Origin of the sequence: Bacillus licheniformis DSM 13 = ATCC 14580, assembly GCF_000011645.1 — a bacterium.
GTDB lineage: Bacteria > Bacillota > Bacilli > Bacillales > Bacillaceae > Bacillus > Bacillus licheniformis.
Genome location: NC_006270.3, coordinates 1,828,269 through 1,849,827, shown reverse-complemented (window position 1 = coordinate 1,849,827; position 21,559 = coordinate 1,828,269). Strand labels below are relative to the sequence as shown.

15 protein-coding genes are annotated in these 21,559 nt (G+C 48.0%); all 15 read right to left on the bottom strand.

Annotated features, from left to right (window positions below):
• Window positions 1-56: 56 nt before the first annotated feature.
• Entirely contained in the window at window positions 57-410 is a 354-nt protein-coding gene (gene rbfA, locus TRNA_RS30865; RefSeq protein WP_003181873.1) for a 30S ribosome-binding factor RbfA, read from the bottom strand.
• An 18-nt stretch (window positions 411-428) separates the two neighbouring features.
• The gene (locus TRNA_RS30860) at window positions 429-707 is read right to left on the bottom strand and encodes a DUF503 domain-containing protein (RefSeq protein WP_003181871.1); all 279 of its coding nucleotides are present in this window, start codon (window positions 705-707) and stop codon (window positions 429-431) included.
• A complete protein-coding gene (infB, locus tag TRNA_RS30855; protein WP_009328498.1) occupies window positions 704-2,854 on the bottom strand; it encodes a translation initiation factor IF-2 in 2,151 nt (716 codons plus the stop codon). The genes TRNA_RS30860 and infB overlap by 4 nt, the downstream gene beginning before the upstream one ends.
• A 20-nt stretch (window positions 2,855-2,874) precedes the next feature.
• Window positions 2,875-3,177, bottom strand: a complete 303-nt coding sequence (locus tag TRNA_RS30850) for a YlxQ family RNA-binding protein (protein ID WP_003181867.1) — start codon at window positions 3,175-3,177, stop codon at window positions 2,875-2,877.
• Complete coding sequence (rnpM, locus tag TRNA_RS30845) at window positions 3,178-3,453, bottom strand: RNase P modulator RnpM (protein ID WP_009328499.1); 276 nt, start codon at window positions 3,451-3,453, stop codon at window positions 3,178-3,180.
• A 13-nt stretch (window positions 3,454-3,466) separates the two neighbouring features.
• Window positions 3,467-4,585 carry a transcription termination factor NusA gene (nusA, locus tag TRNA_RS30840; protein WP_003181864.1) on the bottom strand — a complete coding sequence of 373 codons (1,119 nt, stop codon included), beginning with the start codon at window positions 4,583-4,585 and terminating at the stop codon, window positions 3,467-3,469.
• 31 nt (window positions 4,586-4,616) lie between these two features.
• Window positions 4,617-5,090: a ribosome maturation factor RimP gene (rimP, locus tag TRNA_RS30835; RefSeq protein ID WP_009328500.1), complete on the bottom strand. Its 474-nt coding sequence runs from the start codon at window positions 5,088-5,090 to the stop codon at window positions 4,617-4,619.
• Window positions 5,091-5,283: 193 nt separating this feature from the next.
• Window positions 5,284-6,471: a glycoside hydrolase 5 family protein gene (locus TRNA_RS30830; protein WP_003181860.1), complete on the bottom strand. Its 1,188-nt coding sequence runs from the start codon at window positions 6,469-6,471 to the stop codon at window positions 5,284-5,286.
• Window positions 6,472-6,534: 63 nt separating this feature from the next.
• On the bottom strand, window positions 6,535-8,217 hold the full coding sequence (locus tag TRNA_RS30825; RefSeq protein ID WP_011197981.1) for a cellulase family glycosylhydrolase: 1,683 nt from the start codon (window positions 8,215-8,217) through the stop codon (window positions 6,535-6,537).
• A gap of 133 nt (window positions 8,218-8,350) precedes the next feature.
• Complete coding sequence (locus TRNA_RS30820; protein ID WP_011197980.1) at window positions 8,351-10,465, bottom strand: glycoside hydrolase family 48 protein; 2,115 nt, start codon at window positions 10,463-10,465, stop codon at window positions 8,351-8,353.
• Between the two features lie 27 nt (window positions 10,466-10,492).
• Window positions 10,493-12,457, bottom strand: coding sequence for a glycoside hydrolase family 9 protein (locus tag TRNA_RS30815; RefSeq protein WP_011197979.1), 1,965 nt, complete (start codon window positions 12,455-12,457; stop codon window positions 10,493-10,495).
• Between the two features lie 414 nt (window positions 12,458-12,871).
• A complete protein-coding gene (locus TRNA_RS30805) occupies window positions 12,872-17,188 on the bottom strand; it encodes a PolC-type DNA polymerase III (RefSeq protein WP_003181852.1) in 4,317 nt (1,438 codons plus the stop codon).
• Between the two features lie 88 nt (window positions 17,189-17,276).
• On the bottom strand, window positions 17,277-18,995 hold the full coding sequence (locus tag TRNA_RS30800) for a proline--tRNA ligase (protein WP_003181850.1): 1,719 nt from the start codon (window positions 18,993-18,995) through the stop codon (window positions 17,277-17,279).
• Between the two features lie 109 nt (window positions 18,996-19,104).
• Complete coding sequence (gene rseP, locus TRNA_RS30795) at window positions 19,105-20,370, bottom strand: RIP metalloprotease RseP (RefSeq protein ID WP_085959892.1); 1,266 nt, start codon at window positions 20,368-20,370, stop codon at window positions 19,105-19,107.
• 6 nt (window positions 20,371-20,376) lie between these two features.
• Window positions 20,377-21,528, bottom strand: a complete 1,152-nt coding sequence (dxr, locus tag TRNA_RS30790; RefSeq protein WP_003181846.1) for a 1-deoxy-D-xylulose-5-phosphate reductoisomerase — start codon at window positions 21,526-21,528, stop codon at window positions 20,377-20,379.
• Window positions 21,529-21,559 lie beyond the last annotated feature (31 nt).

Genomic DNA, 21,559 nt, shown 5'->3' with positions numbered 1-21,559 from the left:
CCTTTCTCATTTGGAGCTAAAAAGGACAGGCAGTCGCCCGCCTATCCTTTTTCAGCTTATGATTCTTCTTTGTTTGCGTTCAGCTCGTGAATCAATGTTTCGATACGGTTTCCGTAATCGATCGATTCATCGAACTCAAAATGGATTTCAGGTGTTTTGCGAAGCCTGATTCGGTTTCCAAGTTCGGAACGAATAAAGCCCTTTGCTTTTGCCAGGCCTTTGAGCGTTTCTTCCCGTTTCTTTTCATCGCCTAAAACGGAAATATACACTTTGGCAATTTGCAAATCACCTGAGACCCTGACGTCGGTGACTGTTAAAAATCCGATTCGCGGATCTTTCAGCTTTCTGCCGATAATGTCACCAAGTTCTTTTTTCATCTGCTCTCCCACACGGGTAGCTCTCATCGTCATGACCATACCACCTCTACGTTAAAACCACTCTGTTCTCGTGATCGTCCGTTCAATTTCCGGAAAAGAGTCAATAAAGGCGAGGACCCGCTGCAGCTCTTTTTCCGTTTGCACGCGAGAGGAAGAAACGGCGGCGATACCAAAGCTTGTGCGCTGCCAAGTGTCCTGATAGTCAATTTCTGAAACAGAAACGTTGAACTTGGCGCGGATTCTTGTGATGATCCGCTTCAGCACCGCCCGCTTTTCCTTGAGTGATGATGCATCGTAAATGATGCATTCGCATTCAACGAAACCGATCACTTTCTTTCAATTTCTTGCATGACATACGCTTCGATCATATCGCCTTCGCGTATGTCGTTGTATTTCTTAATGGTGATACCACATTCATAGCCTTGTGAAACTTCTTTGACATCATCTTTAAAGCGTTTCAGCACATCGACTTCCCCTTCAAAGATGACGACGCCGTCGCGGATCAAGCGGATTCCGCTGTCGCGCGTGATCGTACCTTCCGTTACATAGCCTCCGGCAATCGTTCCGATTTTAGAGACTTTGAATGTTTGACGGACTTCAACCATGCCGATCACTTTTTCTTCATACTCAGGATCAAGCATGCCTTTCATGGCTGCTTCGATCTCATCGATGACTTTATAAATGATGCGGTGGAGGCGGATATCCACATTTTCGGCTTCGGCGGTACTCTTAGCATTTCCGTCAGGTCTGACATTAAACCCGATCACGATTGCATTTGATGCAGAAGCTAAAATAATGTCTGATTCGGTAATCGCACCTACGCCTGTGTGGATGATTTTGACTCTGACGCCTTCGACCTCAATTTTTTGCAAAGCTGCGGCCAGCGCTTCAACAGAGCCTTGAACATCGGCTTTTACGACGAGGTTAATTTCTTTGACATCGCCTTGTTTAATCTGTTCAAACAAGTCATCAAGGCTGAGCTTCGCTTTATCGCTGCGCTGTTCTTCAAGCTGTTTGGTAGCGCGCGCTTCGCCGACGGAACGGGCTGTTTTTTCGTCTTTGAACACAAGGAACTGATCCCCTGCGTTCGGAACTTCGTTCAACCCGGTGATCTCAACAGGAGTTGACGGTCCCGCCGATTTCACGCGTCTGCCGACATCATTGACCATCGCACGAACGCGTCCGAAAGTGTTCCCGACGACGATCGGATCTCCGACGTGAAGCGTTCCGTTTTGAACGAGCAACGTTGCGACAGAACCTTTACCTTTATCAAGCTCGGCTTCGATGACCGTTCCTTTTGCCCTGCGGTTCGGATTTGCTTTGAGCTCCTCGACTTCGCTGACGAGCAGGATCATTTCGATCAGCTCATCGATTCCCTCTCCTGAAAGTGCGGAAAGAGGAACAAAAATCGTCTCGCCTCCCCATGCTTCAGGAACAAGACCGTGTTCAGTCAGCTCCTGCATCACGCGGTCAGGGTTTGCCGTCGGTTTGTCGATTTTGTTGACAGCGACGATGATCGGCACTTCAGCCGCTTTCGCATGGTTGATCGCTTCAACCGTCTGCGGCATGACCCCGTCATCTGCAGCTACGACGAGAATCGTAATGTCCGTAACTTCCGCACCGCGTGCGCGCATCGTTGTAAACGCGGCGTGGCCCGGAGTGTCGAGGAAGGTAATCTTCTTGCCGTTTTCCTCGATCTGATAAGCGCCGATATGCTGAGTGATGCCTCCGGCTTCGCCTTCAACGACCTTCGTTTTTCTGATGCTGTCGAGAAGCGTTGTTTTTCCGTGGTCGACGTGACCCATGATCGTTACGACAGGAGGACGGATTTCGAGGTCTTCTTCGTTATCCGGCTCTTCGTATTTTTCGAATTCGGTTTCTTCATGGACGATCACTTCTTCGACTTCGACGCCGTATTCTGAAGCGATCAGCTCAACGGTATCTTTGTCAAGATCTTGGTTGATCGTCGCCATGATGCCGAGAAGCATTAATTTTTTAATGATTTCTGACGGTTCTTTTCCGAGCTCTTCGGCAAGCGCGCCGACCGACATTGAGTTGGTAAATTCGATTTTTTCAGGCAGTTCTTTTTTCGGCTTGAACTGCTTCTCCTGAGGAGATTGATGATTTTTACCGCGTTTGTTCTTTTTGTTGTTGTTGTTTTTCTTCTTGTTTTTATTGTTAAATTGAGTATTCTGCACGTTATTCTTCTTTCCGTCTCGATTTTTGTTTGGCTTACTTCCGGCATTCAGTTTTGCGGCTTCTTGCTGCGGCTTTTGTCCGCCTGTACCGGCATCCTTTTTATTTCCCGCAGGTTTAGCGCTCTTCTTGAATTTTTGATCGAGCTGTTTGATCGCATTTTCTTCGATCATCGCCATATGGTTATTGACTTCGATATTCATATCTTTCAATGCCGCGATAATATCCTTACTTGAAACATTTATGGCTTTTGCATATTCATAAACTCTCATTTTAGCCATTCGTTCACCCCCAAAAAAAATTAATCGAGCTTTCGGAGCAACGTATTCGCAAAACCTTGATCAGTGACAGCAACAACCACACGGGATTCTTTGCCGATTGAACGGCCCAGAAGCACACGATCACCGACTTTTTTCACCGGTACATCGTAGTGCCTGCATTTGTCGGTTACTTTTTTCTCCGTGTTAGCCGATGCGTCGTCTGCAAGCAAAACAAGCTTTGCGCGCGAATGCCTGATTTCTTTCACAACCAGGTCTTCTCCGGACACGACCTTTCGAGCTCGATTCGCCAGACCCAGCAAGGAAAACCATTCTGATTCCGACATTTATCTATTCTCCTTTTCCGCCAGTTCCAGCAGTTCATCAAAAATCTGATCATCAATCTGTGCTTGAAGCTGATTTGCTAAGCTGTTTCTCTTTTTTGCAGTTAAAATGACGTCTTTATCAAGTGTAAGGTAGGCTCCCCGGCCGTTCTTCTTGCCGGTCGGGTCAACGGAAACTTCGCCTTCCTTCGAACGGACGACGCGGATGAGCTCTTTTTTAGGCTTCATTTCCCCTGTTACGACGCATTTTCTAAGCGGGATCTTCTTTCGGCTTTTCACCAAAGGTCACCTCTTATTCATCCGATTCTGGAGTTTCGCTTTCCAAGAAAAGCTCTTCCGGCTCCTCTTCTTCAAGCTCCCTTGGATAAATTCCAAGCTCTCTTGCATCTGTTTCGCTTTTAATATCGATCTTCCAGCTTGTCAGCTTGGCTGCCAGGCGGGCGTTTTGACCTCTTTTTCCGATGGCGAGCGACAGCTGATAGTCAGGAACGACAACCGTTGTCGCTTTATCCTCTTCATTGACGATGACGTCGAGCACTTTTGAAGGGCTCAGCGCATTGGCGACAAATTCAACCGGGTCGTTTGACCAGTGAACAATATCAATTTTCTCGCCTTTCAATTCATTGACGATCGCCTGAACGCGCTGACCCTTCGGTCCGACGCAGGCGCCGACGGGATCGATGTCGGGATTATCCGTGCGGACGGAAATCTTCGAGCGGTCTCCCGCTTCTCTCGCCACGGATTTGAGCTCGACCGTTCCATCGTAAATTTCCGGCACTTCGATTTCAAAGAGACGCTTTAATAAACCTGGATGAGTTCTTGAAACGTAAATCTGCGGACCCTTCGTCGTTTTTTCGACTTTTGTAATGAACACCTTGATCCGGTCATGAGGCTTGTAGACTTCATTCGGCATCTGTTCTGCAACCGGGAGAAGCGCCTCGATTTTTCCTAAAGAGACATAGATGAACTTATTGTCGATCCGCTGGACGATGCCTGTCATGATATCTTCCTCGCGGTCGATGAATTCAGAATAGATGACGCCGCGCTCCGCTTCGCGGACGCGCTGGGTCACGACCTGCTTTGCCGTCTGGGCAGCGATGCGGCCGAAATCTTTCGGCGTCACTTCGATTTCCACGACATCTCCGACAATGTAGTTCGGATTGATGTTTACGGCATCTTCAATCGAGATTTCAAGGCGCGGATCATACACTTCATCCACGACATCTTTGCGGGCGAAAACGCGGATTGAACCGGTGTCGCGGTTTAAATCTACCCTGACGTTCTGCGCCTGGTTGAAGTTCCGCTTATAAGCGGAAATGAGCGCAGCTTCAATTGCTTCAATAATAATGTCCTTACTGATTCCCTTTTCTTTTTCAAGAACAGTCAGGGCATCTAACAACTCACTACTCATGTTTATGGTTTCCCCCTTAAACAGTCAAAAATTAATTGAACGAAACAGCCAGCCTCGCTTTGGCTACTTTGTCATATGGAATATTGATCGTTTTCCGGCGCGTTTTGATCATCACCGTGACCTCCACGTTTTCACCGTCAAATGCGGAAAGCTCGCCTTCAAACTCTTTATTGCCTTCAATAGGTTCGTACGTTTTAATATATACGTTTTTTCCGAGCGCCTTCATGAAATCGGCTTCTTTCTTTAAAGGCCTCTCAGCTCCCGGGGACGATACTTCAAGAAAATAGTTTTGCTTGATCGGATCAGCCTCATCGAGCTTTTCACTAAGAGCTTCGCTAACCTTGGCACATTCCTCGATGTCTACGCCGTCATCTGAATCAATAAACACGCGAAGAAACCAGCTCTGGCCTTCCTTGACAAATTCGATGTCAACGAGCTCAAGCTGAAGATTGTCTAGTATAGGCTGGACCATTTCGCTGACGGTATCGATCACTTTGTTACTCATACTTTTCCTCCTTGTGCAGGCTCCCATTCATCAGCTCCCTCGTAAAAACCCTGCTTCAAAAGCAGGGGATTTTAGAAAAAACGATGAACATGTCGAGACAAAATTGCCTGTTCAATACAAAAGAGCGGGTTTCCCCACTCTTCGCCTCGGCTATCGTTAGCATTTCCAATAAAACTATACCATAACCATATTTTTATTGCAAATCATGACAGCGTTTAGTCTGAAGCATTTCGGAAGCGGCTGATTTTTCATTCATCCGCTCCGCGTGCTCTGAAATGACAGAAGCGGCAGAGCTCGGATAAACGATCCGAAAACCGTCATAGTCCGGATAAAGGGTCCCGTCATCCTGAATGCCGGTCAAAATCCAAAATTGGCTGCCCGCACCGCTCTGCTTTTCTATGAGTTCAAGCCAGGTTCTGTAGACGTAGTCCCTTCTGGACTTATCCTGATAGCCGTACTCTTCTAAAACGACCGGCTTGCCGATTTCTTTTCCATCGCAAATATGGTCTGTGATCCACTGATTCCCCCACTCGGCCGTTTTGCCCCAATGATCCGGATAGAGGTGATATGTGCCGTAATCAATATGCTTCAGAGCGGTCAGCCTTTTCCAATCCACACCCTCTCCGCCGTTGTAATGCCAATCAGGGTGCCCTTCTATATGATAAAATCCTTCATCTCCAACCGCTACAAGATGGTTCTGATCAATGGATTTAATAAATTCGCTCATCTCATCCGCCCATTCGACAAGTGTATTTCCGGTCCTGTCAGACTGGACCCTCGGTTCATTGGCAAGCTCCCACGCCATAATCGCGGGATCATCTTTATATTTGACGCCATTATATGTGTTGACTCGGTTCAGCATATAGGATACATAATTTTTATACGCCTCTTTAATGTCCGGATGAGTATAAAAGGCGTCATGTCCATCCGCCTGAAACCACCTGACATATTGATTCATTCCGCCGAAATCATCCCAGTTGTTCACAAAAGGGATGACTAGTTTTATCCCTGTCTGCCCCGCTTTATAAATGGCATAGTCAAGCTTTGAAAAGCCTGATTCATCATATATGCCCGGCCTTGGCTGCATGACTGTATTTTCCTGCGGCTGGCCGTCAAGAAATCCCCAGATGCGGATCACTTTCAAATTCATCGCTTTCATATCTTCGAACACATCATCGACCATTTTTTTAGATTTATAATGAAAATAATAGTTATTCGTCCCGGCAAAATAAAATTCTTTCCCATTTAAAGTGAACGATGTTCCGGCTGTCTCAACAAAAGGAGACGCGGCTAGTGCAGGCCGGGGATTGCCAAACTGAATGGCGGAAAGTGCAAGCAAAAACGGCATCAGCACTGTCAATAAACCCTTTTTCGTCATCATTATTTTTCCCTGCTTTCATAAAGAGGATGCATGGACGGCGTCATTGAGAGGATAGCCGGCCGTTCAAGGCGTGATTTTCACCTTCACGACCGCCTCCACGCCTTTCGGCCACAGTTCAAATGTAAAGGTGGAATCGCTTTTCAAATACTTTAAAACCCGCTCTTTCAAATACAAATCCCCGTCTTTTTCGTAAAAATCTTCGTCATAGTTCAAGTAGGGCGTCCATGACCATACTTCTTCAAGAACCGGCCTTCCTGTAGAATCGACGACTCCTTTAACCGTGGCCAGCTTCGTTCCGTTCAGTGACGCCGGGATTTTGAGATCACCGCTGATTGCCGATTGACTGATGGTGAATTCGCTTTTTTCAAGCTTCGGGTCATCATAAAGAATGATATCCATAACCTGGCTGGCTCCTTTATGAAACGTAAAAGTGAGCTGCGCTTTTACCCCAGGCTGCCCCGCCCCGTTCAGCAGCTTTGCCAAGCAGGATGCCTTAATAGAGACCGTTTTTCCGGCATTGTCAACTGTATAATCACTGCCTTCCTTTAATGGTTCAGATTTCTGATAAATGCCAGTCAGCACATTGCCGTTCAGCTGAATGTCCACCGTCTGATCGCTGATGCTTTGACCTTTTTTGATAAAAAGATCTGCCGGTTTGATGATCGCATTGGGAACGCCGCGTCCCGCCTGAATGACAATCTCTTTAACAACAGGATCACGCCACTGTCTCTCAGCCCGGTCAAACTGGTCATTCCCGTTGTCCCACCACATCGGGACCATTTGATATTTGTGGGCAAGGCGGACAAACGTATCATGATAGAGCCATTTTGAATGCTTTTCATTGGCGCCGAGGGTACCGTATTCACCGATGATAACCGGGTATCCTTCCCTTACAAATTTTTCATAAACCGGTTTGATATCCTCCTCCATCTCGGAGATTTCGGCTGCCGATCCCCAAGTCGTCCGGCCCCACCAGTTTGATACGTAATCCCAAGGAGAATAGTAGTGATATGTGAGGACAATCCGGTCATCATCAGGCGGTTCAAATGAATGAAGCAATTCATCTTTGTTATCTTCAAGCCCCCCGACGATTACGAGCCGCTGGCCGTTTTTGCCGCCGGTCGAACGGATGATGTTCAGCATCTCTCGGTTAAGCAGATTCATTTGATATGCGCTCATTCCGGTCGGCTCATTGACAATTTCAAACAGGAGGCGTTCACTTTTGTTTTTGAAGCGCTCGGCAATCTGCTTCCAGACTTTCCCCAGCTTATCTAATGTCTCCTGCTGGCTGTTTCCCATCCGGCTGATCCATAGCCAAGAATCGTGGTGAATATTTAACACGACGTAAAACTCTCTTTCCAAAGCCCAATCTGTCACTTCTTCTACCCGGTTCATCCAATCGGTATCGATCGGATACTCTGGAGCGCTGCCGATGTGGGAATCCCATGTCACCGGAATCCGGACGCTTTTAAACCCCGCATCGCGAATATCATCAAAAGTATGCTCGCGAACCGGCGGATTGTTCCAAGAGCCTTCTGTCGGAACAGCATCCAGCGTGTTGCCAAGGTTCCATCCAGGGCTCATGTTTTCCAAAAGATCAGCCGGGGTGATGATGCTCTGCTTTTCTTGCTTTGCTGGCCCGCTTGTTCCCGAAGCTTTCGGAACTGCGGATAAAAGAACGGTTCCCATGATCAAAACGAACAGAATGATCGACTTTAAACATAAGGCTAACCATTTTTCTCTCAAACTTTTGATCTCCTTTTTAGATAATCGTGTAAAACACTCGCTAAAATCCTAAATCCTGCCTTTAAAAAAGAAGGCGGCTGAACGCCGCCTTTGCCCAAACGGCCAAGCGCATCTAATATTCTCCTATTGATTGTTATGCATTTCCGATTAAACGGTCATACTCAGCATAAGCTGTCGCCATATCGACCTGAGACCAGAAACGGTGATATACAAAGGTCGGCAGTCCGTTTTCCCATTTGCCCGTATTCGGATTCCACGAGGTCTGATATTTGTTTTCCAAATAAGGCCACATCGGATCATTTTTAATTTTCGGCCGGAGCTCCGCATGACTGATATAGACGCCGTTACCGCCTTTTGCCGGATCAGACGGCACAGTGTTGGGGCCAGGGATGGTATTGCCCTGCCCGTTTCTGCCGCTCCAGCCATTCGGAAAGTAGATTTCCTTCGTAAAGTAGCGGATATAATCTTCATGTTCTTCCTCTGCTGCGATACCGATTCCGTCATTTTTACTCCATGCTGCATCAAGCAGTTCTTTTGCCAGATTTTTGGCTTTGTTTCCAAGAGCGGTAAAGCCGCCGGTTTCGGCTTTTGTTCCGGCCGCAAAGAAGACGAGCGTTTTAATATAGCTGCCGAGAACGCCGACATCTTGAGAAGGATTCTTCGTCGTGACATGCAGTCCCGGATTTCCGGTAAATGAATCAAATCCCTTCCACGGATCAGGCTGGCCGCTCCATTCAAGGTTTGCCGGAATCCAAAACTCGCCTGGGTCGGATTGTACGGCGATCTGCGGGTTTTGGCCGCCAAGGACGCGTTCTCCCGCATCATTTAAATAATAGCCTTCTTCGTCAGTAACCGGCCGTTCGCCCACAAACACATAATCAAGTGAATATGCGATCCATTTTTCAATCACATGCTTTGCCATGTGGAAGCTTTCAGACGATTTGTCACCTTTCTCTGCGAAAATATAATACAGTTCCGCCACCCTTTCCAGCGGCCAGACTTGCATCCCGAACCAATTGTTAGAAGGGGGATCGTGATATACAGGCGCTTCTGTGTAGGCCATTTCGTAAAATGTGCTGACATTCTGCGGATATGCGCTGTAGTTGCCGTTCCAGCTGTTCGTGGCGCCGCCGGCAACGGCTCCTTCTGAAGAAAGCAGCCATGTGTAAAGTTCTAGCTGCCTTTTCAGCGCCTTTTCCCAATCGCTTCGCGCTGTGGATGAATTTGGAATCAATCCGCCTTCAGCCGTTGACAGTGCATAAGAGGCAACAGGGTTTTGATAACCTTGATGCACATGGCTCGCACCGATCCGCCACGCCCAGTTTGCATACTGTCCCAATCCGCCTCCCCAAGCGGTGTACCACGCCATTAAATAATGACATGCATTTTTTCCAGCACCGCGGGAAGGCGAGCCGTCAGCGGCACTTCCAATCTCTTGAAAGTATTTGTCATACATGCCGTAACGGAGAAAGTCCCCCATTTTTTTAGCTTTTTCTAAATAATTAGTATTGCTGTAGCCCCATTGCCTGGCCCAGAACATCGCCTGAACGGCGCGCGCATCTGCATCCGTTGCATTGGTGTAGCGCCATTGCGGTGCTGGAGCCTGATTTTCTTTTGTAAAAAGGCTCATGAAACCTTCATTCGGTTTTCCGAACGTCTGATTATCCTGAGACGGATGCGGAACCGTTTCCCAAACGGATTCCTGTTCGCCCCGCTGGTAAGTGTTCACATAAACGGCAGTGTGCGAAGGGTTCAGAAGATTTCCGAAGCCATACCAGTTGTCAACATCTAACAGCCAATGCATTAAATACGTTTCGTTGCTTCCATATGTCGCTTTAAGCTCGGCATCGAGCGGGTCATTTCCTGCCGGATACTGTCCGGTCAGCGCTGAAGGGTACAGATCTGGGTAGGGGTGTTCTGCAGCATAAGTGGCTGGACTTGAGGGGTTGTAGTAGTTCATGGTCGGCTGTTCTTCGTTTCCGTCTCCTTCATTGACCGGGATAATATATTTCTCCATATTGTCCCAGGCGGCTTCTAGCTTTGACCAGTCCTGTGTGTACCGGCCATACATCGCTTCAAGCCACAGCCAATAGCTGTACGCTTCAGATGTCGTCATATGACCGTAGTCGGGCGCCTCACATATGAGCGTTTCAACCGAGTGATAGGGAATTCCTTCGGGTGAGAAATAACCGTTGTTCGGATTTTTAATTTGCTCATACAGCTGCATAAAACGTGTTTTATTATCCATGATGTTCCTCCTCTTGAAGTTCAATATCTAGTAACCGGGCTCATGTCCGAAAACGAGCCGTCCATCATCATAAACAGGAATATACCGCGTCTTCAGAAGCGCATGTGACAGACCCTGATAAGAGTGGTCATTTTCCGGGTTCCAAAAAGACGTTCCGTCTGGTGCCGAAAGGCGGAACTGCACTTCTTTTTTATGGGCGGATTGACCGCCTGGATAAATCAAAACCCCGCTGAAGCTGACTTCTGTATAGTAAATGTGCTTTGAAGCGTCATGCGGCTTCAGCTCTGATACCGAGGCCCCTTCGTTATAGCCGGCTGTGACTTTTATATCTTCGGCGGAATATCCCGCTTCTACAGCTTCCGTCAAGTCAACGTAGTAGCGGAAAGACAATTGATCGGTTTTCTTTGCCGGCCATCCCGAACGGTTATTGAGCTGCGCCCGGATTTCAGTATAGCTGTTTCCGGAGCTGTTGATTGATGCCTCTGCAAAATATTCGTCCTCAGGTGTTTCCTTCTCCGGAAAATCAGGCAGCGGAACATGGCCTTTCCCGAACAGCTGAAACATTTTCGCTACGTTGCCGGTAAAAGCGGCATTATAATCGATCGCAACTTCGTTTGACGCATAATCTGTTATGTCATCTCGGTACGAATCGTCCCTTCCCGGACCGCCGACTAATGCGCCGTATAGGGTATGGCGATGGTTTTCAGGCACATTCATCTGATTGGCCCATGAACCGTGTGCTGTACGGTGATGCGGATGTTTCGGCGGATTTTTACCGTATCCAACGACAAAGCTTCGCTGCTGCGGATTATCTCCTAGCATATACTCCGTTTGCCGAACAGCAAAATCCCGATATCTTTTCGCTTTTTCTGTATCCACCCAATCGGAATAAACGAAAGCGAGAAAAGCGGCATTCGAAGCGTATCGCAATGATCCCCACTGCTCAAGCCAGGCCAAACCGCCCGGCGTATACGTGATCCGTTCTATGCTTCCATTATGACTGTAGCCTGTCGACCAATAATCAAGATTGCGTTCGACAGATTTGACAAAACGGGAATCGTTTGTCAGACGAGCGAGCAGCAGCTGTGCTCCGTAAGTGACGTCATCCCAGGAAAGCGTCCAGCGGTAAGGCCAGTTTGCGGGATCGCCCCAATCTGAGACCGAAGCAAGGGCTTTATCCAAATATTGTTGTTCTTCTGTTGCCAAGTAGAGCCAGACAGCTCCCCATGTCAGTTCATCTTTATACCCGCTCCACGAATTATAATATTGCTGTGCGTCTGTAATGCAGTCTGAATATTTGCCGCGGTAGCGGTCGGCAAAATCATACAATTGCTTGGCATGAGCCAGTAATTTTTCAGAGTAAGAAGAATCTGTCGGCTTGAAAATAATTGATGCTGATGCTAGCGCTGCGGCTGTACCACCAGCAAGGTCTGACCCCGGACAGCCGGCATCGATCTTATAGGCAGGGCGCTTCATCGGCATTACTTCGGCCGGCCCCCACCATGCGTGGTCTAGAGCGCCATTTCCGACTTGGCCCCACAATTCATAAGGAGCCGTATGGGCTTTAAGAAAGTAGTCTGTCGCCCATTTAATATTGTCCAGCGCCGCATCAAGCTGACCCGATTCTTTGTAGGCATCTCGGTACTCATAGACCGACCATGACAGGATTGCGGCAGAATAAGCCATCGGCAGACCGAACTTCACGTGGTCGCCGGCATCATACCACCCTCCCGTTAAATCGAGGCCAACGTCTTTTCCGTCCTCAAGCCCGGAGTCTCCTCTCCAATTCAGCCGGCTGTTTTCCGGAAGTCTTCCCGAGCGCTGTGCTTCATAAAATAACAAAGACTTTTGCAGCAGTTCAGCATAATTATGAGGATATTCTTCAGCAGAAGCTGCACGGGTCTTTTCTGAAAACGACGCTATGCTCATAGAGAAGATCACTAAAAGTGCCAAACAAAGCGCTTTCATTTTTAAAAATGCTTTCTGTTTCACGTACTGCTTCCTCCCCATCATGTTCGTTAAGATCAAGCAACTCCATCTGTCTACAACATGCTCACCTCCTTTTAGATTTGCCGGCGAACAAAACAAGGCCAAAGTTGAAAAACCGAAGATATTGATTGCACATTAAATCAGCACACGGCTGCAAGCGAGGAATTTGATAAGTAACTTAGTTTATTTGTTCAATAAACTAAGTTATGAGAGTAGAAATCTAATAGACAGCACATTCCAAACGAAGTGTTATATTTTGGAAATTCTAACATTGATGTTTATTTATTGTCAACAGATCTGACAGCCCTTTATTTTTTTGTGATCATTTCTCCCCTGGCATTTGTCACCCAATTCCGAAAAAACGCTCTTTATGCCGTAAAACAGATAAAAAAACTGCCTGCTTTAAGCAGGCAGTTTCTAGAATAATGACAGCTGGTTCTGATCTGGAAGCGACTCGAGACAGCCGTGGCGCTCCAAGTATTCCATGATCGTTTTTGACACCTTTCCTCTTTTTTGCAAATCTTCTTTGGAAAGAAATTCGCCTTCTTCCCTCGCTTTGACAATATTCAAGGCGGCGTTTGTTCCAAGCCCCGGTATTGAATTAAACGGCGGAATCAAGCTGTTTCCATCAATGATGAATTCTGAAGCGCTCGATCTGTATAAATCGACTTTTTGGAAAGAGAAGCCCCTTTCGCACATTTCAAGCGCCAGCTCAAGCACCGTGAGCAAACTTTTCTCTTTTGGAGAAGCGTCAAGGCCTTTAGAGTTGATATCATCCATGACGGCTCTGATCGCTGTCGATCCTTTGATCATCGTTTCGATGTCAAAGTCGTCGGCCCGCACGGTGAAGTATGCTGCGTAGTAGAGCAGCGGATGATGGACTTTAAAATAAGCGATCCTGACCGCCATCAAAACATATGCCGCAGCGTGGGCTTTCGGGAACATGTATTTGATTTTTTTGCAGGAATCGATATACCAGTCCGGAACATTATTATTCTTCATTTCTTCTTCCCACTCAGGCGTCAGTCCCTTTCCTTTACGGACAAACTCCATAATCTTAAAGGCGAGGGATGGCTCAAGCCCCTGGTAGATTAAGTACACCATAATGTCATCACGGCAGCCGATCACTTCGCTCAGTTCACAAATATTGTTGTGAATCAGCTCCTGCGCGTTGCCGAGCCATACGTCCGTACCGTGTGACAGGCCGGAAATCTGTACGAGCTCGGAAAATGTCGTCGGCTTGGTGTCCTCAAGCATCTGTCTGACAAAGCGGGTTCCGAATTCAGGGATGCCGAGTGTACCGGTTTTACAGCCGATCTGTTCCTCGGTTACCCCTAAAGACTCTGTCCCTTGGAAAATTTTCATCACTTCAGGATCATCGGTCGGAATCGTTTTCGGATCAATCCCGCTAAGATCCTGGAGCATACGGATGACCGTCGGATCATCGTGTCCGAGAATATCAAGCTTCAGAAGGTTGTCATGGATGGAATGGAAGTCAAAATGCGTCGTCTTCCATTCGGAATCTGTGGCATCCGCCGGAAACTGGATTGGTGAAAAGTCGTAAATATCCATATAATCCGGCACAACGATAATTCCGCCCGGGTGCTGCCCTGTCGTCCGCTTGACGCCTGTACAGCCTTGGACAAGTCGGTCGATTTCCGCCCCGCGCATATGCAAATTGTTGTCGTTTGCATACCCTTTGACATACCCGTAAGCCGTTTTTTCGGCGACTGTTCCGATCGTTCCCGCACGGTAGACGTTATCCTCTCCGAACAGGACTTTCGTATAGTTGTGGGCATGCGGCTGGTATTCGCCCGAGAAGTTCAAGTCGATATCAGGAACCTTGTCCCCTTTAAACCCCAGGAACGTCTCAAACGGAATGTCGTGGCCGTCTTTTCTGTAGGCCGCTCCGCACTTCGGACAGTCTTTGTCAGGCAAATCAAATCCCGAACCGACCGATCCGTCGTTGAAAAACTCGGAATGGCGGCAATCCGGACAGACGTAATGCGGTGGCAGCGGGTTGACCTCGGTAATTTCCGTCAATGTTGCGACAAGGGAAGAACCGACCGATCCCCTCGAACCGACGAGATAGCCGTCATCAAGGGAGCGTTTTACAAGCTTATGAGAGATCAGATAGATGACGGCGAATCCGTGGCCGATTATGCTTTTCAGCTCTTTTTCGATCCGTTTTTCGACGATTTCGGGCAGGTCCTCGCCGTAAATGCTTCTTGCTTTCTCATAGCTCATGCGGCGGATTTCGTCATCTGCGCCTTCGATCTTCGGTGTGTAAAGATCGTCTTTGATCGGCTTGATTTCTTCGATTCGCTCGCTGATCATGCGGGTGTTCTTGACAACGATTTCTTTCGCTTTTTCCTCACCCAAAAATGAAAAGGCCTCAAGCATTTCATCCGTCGAACGGAAATGAACGTTCGGCAGCTCGTGCCTGTTGAGCGGATTTGCGCCGCCTTGCGAGGAAACTAGAATCTTCCGGTAAATTTTGTCCTCAGGGTTCAGATAATGGACATTTCCAGTTGCTACTACTGGGATATTCAGCTTCTCGCCGAGCTTTGTGATGTTGGCGATGATTTCTTTTAACGCTTTTTCATCCCTGACGAGTTCGAGCTGAAGCAGGTGCCGGTAGACTTCAGGCGGCATGACTTCAAGGTAGTCATAAAATGAAGCGATGTCTTCAACTTCTTCCGGCGATTTCTGCATCATGCCTTCAAATACTTCGCCTTTGTCGCACGCCGAACCGATTAAAAGCCCTTCTCTGTACTTTTCAAGCTGTGACCTTGGGATCCTCGGCACCCTGTAAAAATAATGGATATGCGACAGCGAAACAAGTTTGAAAAGGTTTTTCAAGCCTGTCTCATTAACCGCCAAAAGTGTCGCGTGATATGGCCTTGAACGCTGATAGGCATTGGACTGCCCCATATTTTCATTCAGCTGATCGTGGTACAGGATATTTTTTTCGGCCGCATCTTTCAGCATTTTCACAAGGAGATAACCCGTCGCTTCGGTATCATAAATCGCCCTGTGATGCTGGGTGAGCTCGATGTCAAACTTTTTACAAAGCGTATTCAGCCTGTGGTTTTTGAATTCCGGATAAAGAAAACGGCCCAGCTCAAGCGTGTCAATGACCGGGTTCTGCACTTTCTCCGAATTCAGCAGGCGCTTATAGGCGACATTGATGAAGCCGATGTCAAAGCTTGCATTGTGAGCGACAAGCGTGTGATCACCGACCCATTCTTTAAAATCGCGGATGACCTCTTCGACTTCGGGCGCATCTTTCAGCATATCATCGGTAATCCCCGTCAGCTCGATGATCGTAGCCGATAAAGGTCGATGCGGGTTGGCAAACCTTTCAAAGCGTTCGATGATTTCCCCGCCTTTTACTTTAACGGCGGCCAGCTCGATGATTGTATCATAGACGGCAGACAGCCCCGTCGTCTCGACGTCGAACACGACATATGTTTCCTCTTCAAGCAGACGGTGCACGGGATTGTAGGCAATCGGCACGCCGTCGTCGACGAGGTTGGCTTCAAGTCCGTAGATCATTTTCACGCCATGCTTTTTGCTTGCCGCGAATGCATCCGGAAACGATTGGACTACGGCATGGTCAGTGAGCGCGATAGCCGGGTGCCCCCATTTTTTCGCCTGTTCGACAAGCTTGCCGATGCTTGATACGGCATCCATCTGGCTCATTGGTGAATGGAGGTGGAGCTCGACTCGTTTTTCGTCCTCTGGCGCTGTATCCTCACGGGTTTTCGCTTTGATTTCATTGACATCGTTGGCGATCATCACCAAATCGCGGACGAATGTATCGTTTTGTATGCTTCCTCTCGCCTTGACCCACATCCCTTTTTTCAGGGACTTCATCAATACAGCGTCTTCTTTTTCGCGGGCGAACATTTTGACAAGAATGCTGTTTGTATAGTCGGTTATTTTAAAGATGCAAAGCGTTCTGCCGCTTTTCAGCTCTCTTGTTTCAGCGTCGAATACATAGCCTTGCACCGTAATTCTCCGCTCTTCATCCATGATGCTGTCAAGCGTTCTGATTTCTTCAGAGTCTTTAATCTGGTAGCCGATCTGAAGAGGGCCTGCCGGCGCTTCATCGTCTTGTGCTTCCTTATCCTGCTTCTCCATTTCGATTAAAGCCTGAAGGGCCCTCTCTTGATCTTCGGCCATTTTTTGCTCTCTGAATTTCTGAATCTCTTGATCTGATACAAAAATTTCTGTGTCCAGCTGGAGCTCAGGAAAGCCGAATGTGCGGTAGCTTGACTGGATGAGCGAGCTGTATTTCTTTTTTAAAGCGGACGCTTCTGTATCTGTTTTCGTTTTAAGCAGGATTTTGTTTCCCGTAAGCTTGGGCTTTTGGTCGTTCAAAAGCGCCAAGATCGGCGGAGAAATACCATCGAGTTCCTGAATGCAGCGCGTCCAGTAATCCTGAACAAGCTGCTCGTCAATCGAAGGGTTTTCCGCCTCGATGGAACAGGTGACCTGGGCGATATGGGAAAAGGTGCGGGTCAGCTGGCTGTGAAACCGTTCGAAGATTTGATAAGGCAGCACATTTCTCAATTTAAAGTGAAAGTGCCATGTCTTCTTGTTTTTATGAACGGTCAGCTTTATGATTTGTCCGCCTTCAAGGTGGCGGATCATCGTATCTTCCGTTACATTCAGCTGCTGCAGAAGAATTTGAAACTGTCTTCTGTTGACAGAAAGCTGGTCTTCCAAGACAGATTCCTCCCTAAAAGAAAATCATAATTGAAGGTACCTTGGGACGATTCCCGAGGTACCTTCCTTTACTCTAGTTTACCATGTTTTAAGAGTGAGAAGATAAGCTCTTGACTTGTTTTTCGATAAAGTCAAACAGCTCATCAGCAGCGATTTCAAAGGATTCTCCGGTTTTGCGGATCTTCACTTCGACAACGCCTTCGTCAGCTCTTTTTCCGACCGTGATGCGGATCGGCAGACCGATCAAATCGGAATCTGCAAATTTAACGCCGGCCCGTTCGGCACGGTCATCAAACAGTACGTCATAGCCGTTCGCTTTAAATTCTTCATACAGCTTTTCGGCAAGCTGAACTTGCGCGTCATTTTTCATATTAAGCGCGAGGATATGCAGGTCATACGGCGTCACTTCCAGCGGCCAGATCAAGCCTTTATCGTCATGATGCTGCTCAACGATGGCCGAAAGCGTCCGGGAAATCCCGATTCCATAGCAGCCCATCAGCATCGGCTGAGCGCGTCCGTTTTCATCAAGGTATGTGGCGTCCATCGCTTCAGAATAGCGGGTGCCGAGCTTAAAGACTTGTCCGACTTCGATTCCTTTTGCAAAACGGATCGTTCCTTTTCCATCCGGTGAAGGGTCTCCTTCCTGGATAAAGCGGAGATCGGCGAATGTCACATTGTGCGCATCCCGGCTGATATTCACGTTTTGATAATGGTAATCTGTTTTATTCGCTCCAGCTGCTGCGTTTGCCATCGCCTTCACAGCAAAGTCTGCAAAGATTTCGATTTCGCGGTCGAGCCCCACCGGTCCGACAAAACCGGGTTCAGTGCCTGTTATCTCTGCAACCTCTTCGGCGCTCGCGAATTCGATTATTTCTGCTTGAAGCAGGTTTTTCACCTTAACATCATTGACTTCGTGATCCCCTCTCGTCAAGACGAGGACAAAACGTCCGTCTGCTTTCATCAGCATTGATTTAATGCAGTCTGACGGGGATATGCCAAGAAATGCGGCAACCTCTTCGATCGTTTTGACCGAAGGTGTGTGGACTTCCTGCAGCTCTTTCATTTCTGCCTGCTCGCCGGCATCTGTTTCCTTCACTTCAGCCATTTCAATGTTGGCGGCGTATGAAGACTGATCAGAATACGCAATTGTATCCTCACCGACATCGGACAATGCCATAAATTCATGGGTATCCTTTCCGCCCATCGCGCCTGAGTCTGCAATGACCGGTCTGAAATTCAGGCCGCAGCGCGTAAACACATTCGTATACGCCTGATACATATCATTGTACGTTTCATCAAGGCTTTCGGCGGAGGAATGGAAGGAATACGCATCCTTCATGATGAATTCCCGGCCTCTCAACAGACCGAAGCGCGGGCGCTTTTCATCGCGGAACTTCGATTGGATCTGGTAAAGGGTCAGCGGAAGGCGCTTGTACGATTTCACTTCATCTCTGACGATGCTTGTGATGACCTCTTCGTGTGTTGCGCCTAGGGCAAATTCACGGCCGTGGCGGTCTTTCAGCCTCATGAGCTCAGGACCGTACGTATACCATCTTCCCGATTCCTGCCAAGTTTCCGCCTGCTGGAGCGCCGGCATCAGCATTTCGACGGCATTGATTTTCTCCATTTCTTCGCGGACAATGCTCTGGATTTTATGAATGACTTTATTGGCAAGAGGCATATAGCTGTATACACCGCTTGTGTTTTGTCTGATAAACCCTGCTCTGAGAAGAAGCTGATGGCTTTTCGCTTCAGCATCAGCCGGCACTTCGCGGAGCGTAGGAATTAAAGTCCTGCTCTGTCTCATTCATTCGCACCTCATTTGTTTCAGTTGGTTACTTTTTTGAGTCGGGAACGGTGTCCCTAAAAAAGAGCCTTTTAAAAGGCTTGGCTGCACTTAAAAAAGGCGATTGGTTTTACAGAAATAAGCGCTGGATATCGTTCCATGTGACGACAAGCATTAGGAGCATCAAAAATGCGACGCCGATAAAGACGACAAACGCTTCTTTTTCGCGGTTGATCGGCTTCCCGCGGATCGCTTCAATAAACAGGAACAACAGTCTTCCGCCGTCCAGCGCAGGGATTGGCAGAAGGTTGACGATCCCGAGGTTGATGCTTAAAAATGCGGCCAGCTTCAGCAGGTTGATAACGCCTGTCTTGGCCACTTGGTCTGTCATGTCATAAATGCCGACAGGACCGGCCAGCATGTCGATTGAGAATTGTCCTGTGACGAGCTTTCCGAGATTGGTGACGATGCTCTGGGCCACTGTCGCCGTTTCGGTCGCACCGTAGGAAATCGATGTCAGAACGCCTGTTTTCACAGGATTGTAAGCGCCGAATCTGCCGACGGTTTCATCCCCTGCCTTGACAGCTTCAGGTGTTACGTATTTCGTCAGCTTGACATTGTCGCGCATCAAAACGATTTTCAGTTCTTTTTCAGGGTGTTCTCTGACCGTGTTGACAATATCCGTCCACGACCTCATGTTCTCCCCGTTGATCGTTTGAATGCGGTCTCCCTCCTGGAGGCCTGCTTCCGCCGCCCGTCCGTTGTCTATCAACTTGCCGAGCACCGGCTCGTCAGACGGCACTCCCTGCATCAGTCCGAGCATCACGAGTATGACATAAGCCAAAATAAAGTTCATGATCGGTCCGGCAGCAATCGCTTTGATGCGCTGCCAAACCGTTTTCGAATGAAATTGGCGGTTGTAAGGAGCGATCTGGACTTCTTCCCCGTCTACGATGAAAAAGGACGTTTCACTGACAGAAAATGAAGAGAGATGATCTTCATTGCCGTGCTCATAGCCCGTAATCCTCATCTGGTGCTCCAGGTCGGCCTGCTCCACTTCAATGACCAATGCGTCGGGATACTTTTCTTTTTGGTTGATAATGATCTTTTCGACCTTGTTTTCGCTGTCGAACAACAGCCCGACCGTATAACCGGGCTTCACTTCAATCATCTCAGGATCTTCGCCGGCCATTCTGACAAAGCCGCCGATCGGAAGAAGCCTGATCGTATAAACGGTCTCATTTTTCTTAAACGAAAAGATTTTCGGACCGAAGCCGATAGCAAACTCCCGGCACAGTATTCCGGCTCTTTGAGCAAGGATGAGATGACCAAGCTCATGGAAAAATACGAGCGTTCCAAAAATAAGAATAAACGCGATCACAGTATTCACGAACATACCACCTTATGTGAGTAATGTTTGGACAAACTTTCTGGCGTCTTTGTCCACTTCACGGATCTCTTGAAGGCTCGGCTTTGCGATCACCTGATGGCGTTCCAAAGCCTTTTCAATGATGTCTTCTATTCCAAGAAAGGAAATCCTGCCCGAAAGAAATGCCGCAACGGCTTCCTCGTTGGCCGCGTTTAAAACAGTCGGCATTGTACCGCCTATTTTACCTGATTCATAAGCGAATTGTAAGCAGCGGAACCTTTCAAAATCAGCTTGGGCAAAATTCAGCTGTCCGACTTCCCAGAGATCGAGGGATTTTGCTTCATTAAACGGCAGGCGTTCCGGATGGCTGAGCGCATATTGAATCGGCACTCTCATATCAGGTGTGCCAAGCTGGGCGATGACGCTGCGGTCGTGGAATTCAACCATTGAATGAATAATGCTTTCTTTGTGAAGGAGGACATCGATCTGGTCATAGGGCAGATCAAACAGCCAGTGGGCTTCAATAACCTCGAGTCCTTTATTCATCATTGTAGCCGAATCGATCGTGATTTTTGCACCCATCGACCAATTTGGATGATTGAGGGCTTCTTCCACTGTGACGCCTTCAAGTTCCCGCCTTGTTCTGTCCCTGAAGCTGCCGCCTGAAGCCGTGACGATCAGCCGTTTGATATGCTTCGGATTTTCCCCCTGAAGGGCCTGGAAAATCGCGGAATGTTCGCTGTCGACGGGCAGGAGCGGGACATCGTATTTTTGGGCGTGTTCTTTCACTATATGACCGGCTGTCACGAGAGTTTCCTTATTTGCAAGCGCAATTGTTTTTTTATGCTCCATCGCCTTTAAAGTCGGAAGAAGACCGACGCTGCCGACGAGAGCATTGACGACGATATCCGCTTCCGGGATAACGGCCGCTTCGATTAAAGCTTCCTCCCCGATCCCTGTTTTAAAGGTGTAGGAGAAAGAATGCTGTTTTAATGTTTCATATGTATGCTCATCCCCGACGCCTACATACTTCGGTTTAAAGGTTTCAATGATTTCTGCCGCTTTTTCGGCGTTTTTGCCGAAAGTCATGGCGGTCAGCCGAAACTTATCGTCATGCGCTTTGATGACATCAAGCGTCTGTTCTCCTATGGAGCCTGTCGCTCCCAATAGACATATGTTCTTCAAAATTGCCGCACCTCTGTTTCTTTCTAGCTAT

What these genes read in the sequence shown, in the direction of transcription:
- rbfA (WP_003181873.1), bottom strand. Translation starts at nt 410, where the DNA reads ATGACGATGAGAGCTACCCGTGTGGGAGAGCAGATGAAAAAAGAACTT.
- infB (WP_009328498.1), bottom strand. Translation starts at nt 2,854, where the DNA reads ATGGCTAAAATGAGAGTTTATGAATATGCAAAAGCCATAAATGTTTCA.
- TRNA_RS30850 (WP_003181867.1), bottom strand. Translation starts at nt 3,177, where the DNA reads ATGTCGGAATCAGAATGGTTTTCCTTGCTGGGTCTGGCGAATCGAGCT.
- nusA (WP_003181864.1), bottom strand. Translation starts at nt 4,585, where the DNA reads ATGAGTAGTGAGTTGTTAGATGCCCTGACTGTTCTTGAAAAAGAAAAG.
- rimP (WP_009328500.1), bottom strand. Translation starts at nt 5,090, where the DNA reads ATGAGTAACAAAGTGATCGATACCGTCAGCGAAATGGTCCAGCCTATA.
- TRNA_RS30830 (WP_003181860.1), bottom strand. Translation starts at nt 6,471, where the DNA reads ATGATGACGAAAAAGGGTTTATTGACAGTGCTGATGCCGTTTTTGCTT.
- TRNA_RS30820 (WP_011197980.1), bottom strand. Translation starts at nt 10,465, where the DNA reads ATGGATAATAAAACACGTTTTATGCAGCTGTATGAGCAAATTAAAAAT.
- TRNA_RS30800 (WP_003181850.1), bottom strand. Translation starts at nt 18,995, where the DNA reads ATGAGACAGAGCAGGACTTTAATTCCTACGCTCCGCGAAGTGCCGGCT.
- rseP (WP_085959892.1), bottom strand. Translation starts at nt 20,370, where the DNA reads ATGTTCGTGAATACTGTGATCGCGTTTATTCTTATTTTTGGAACGCTC.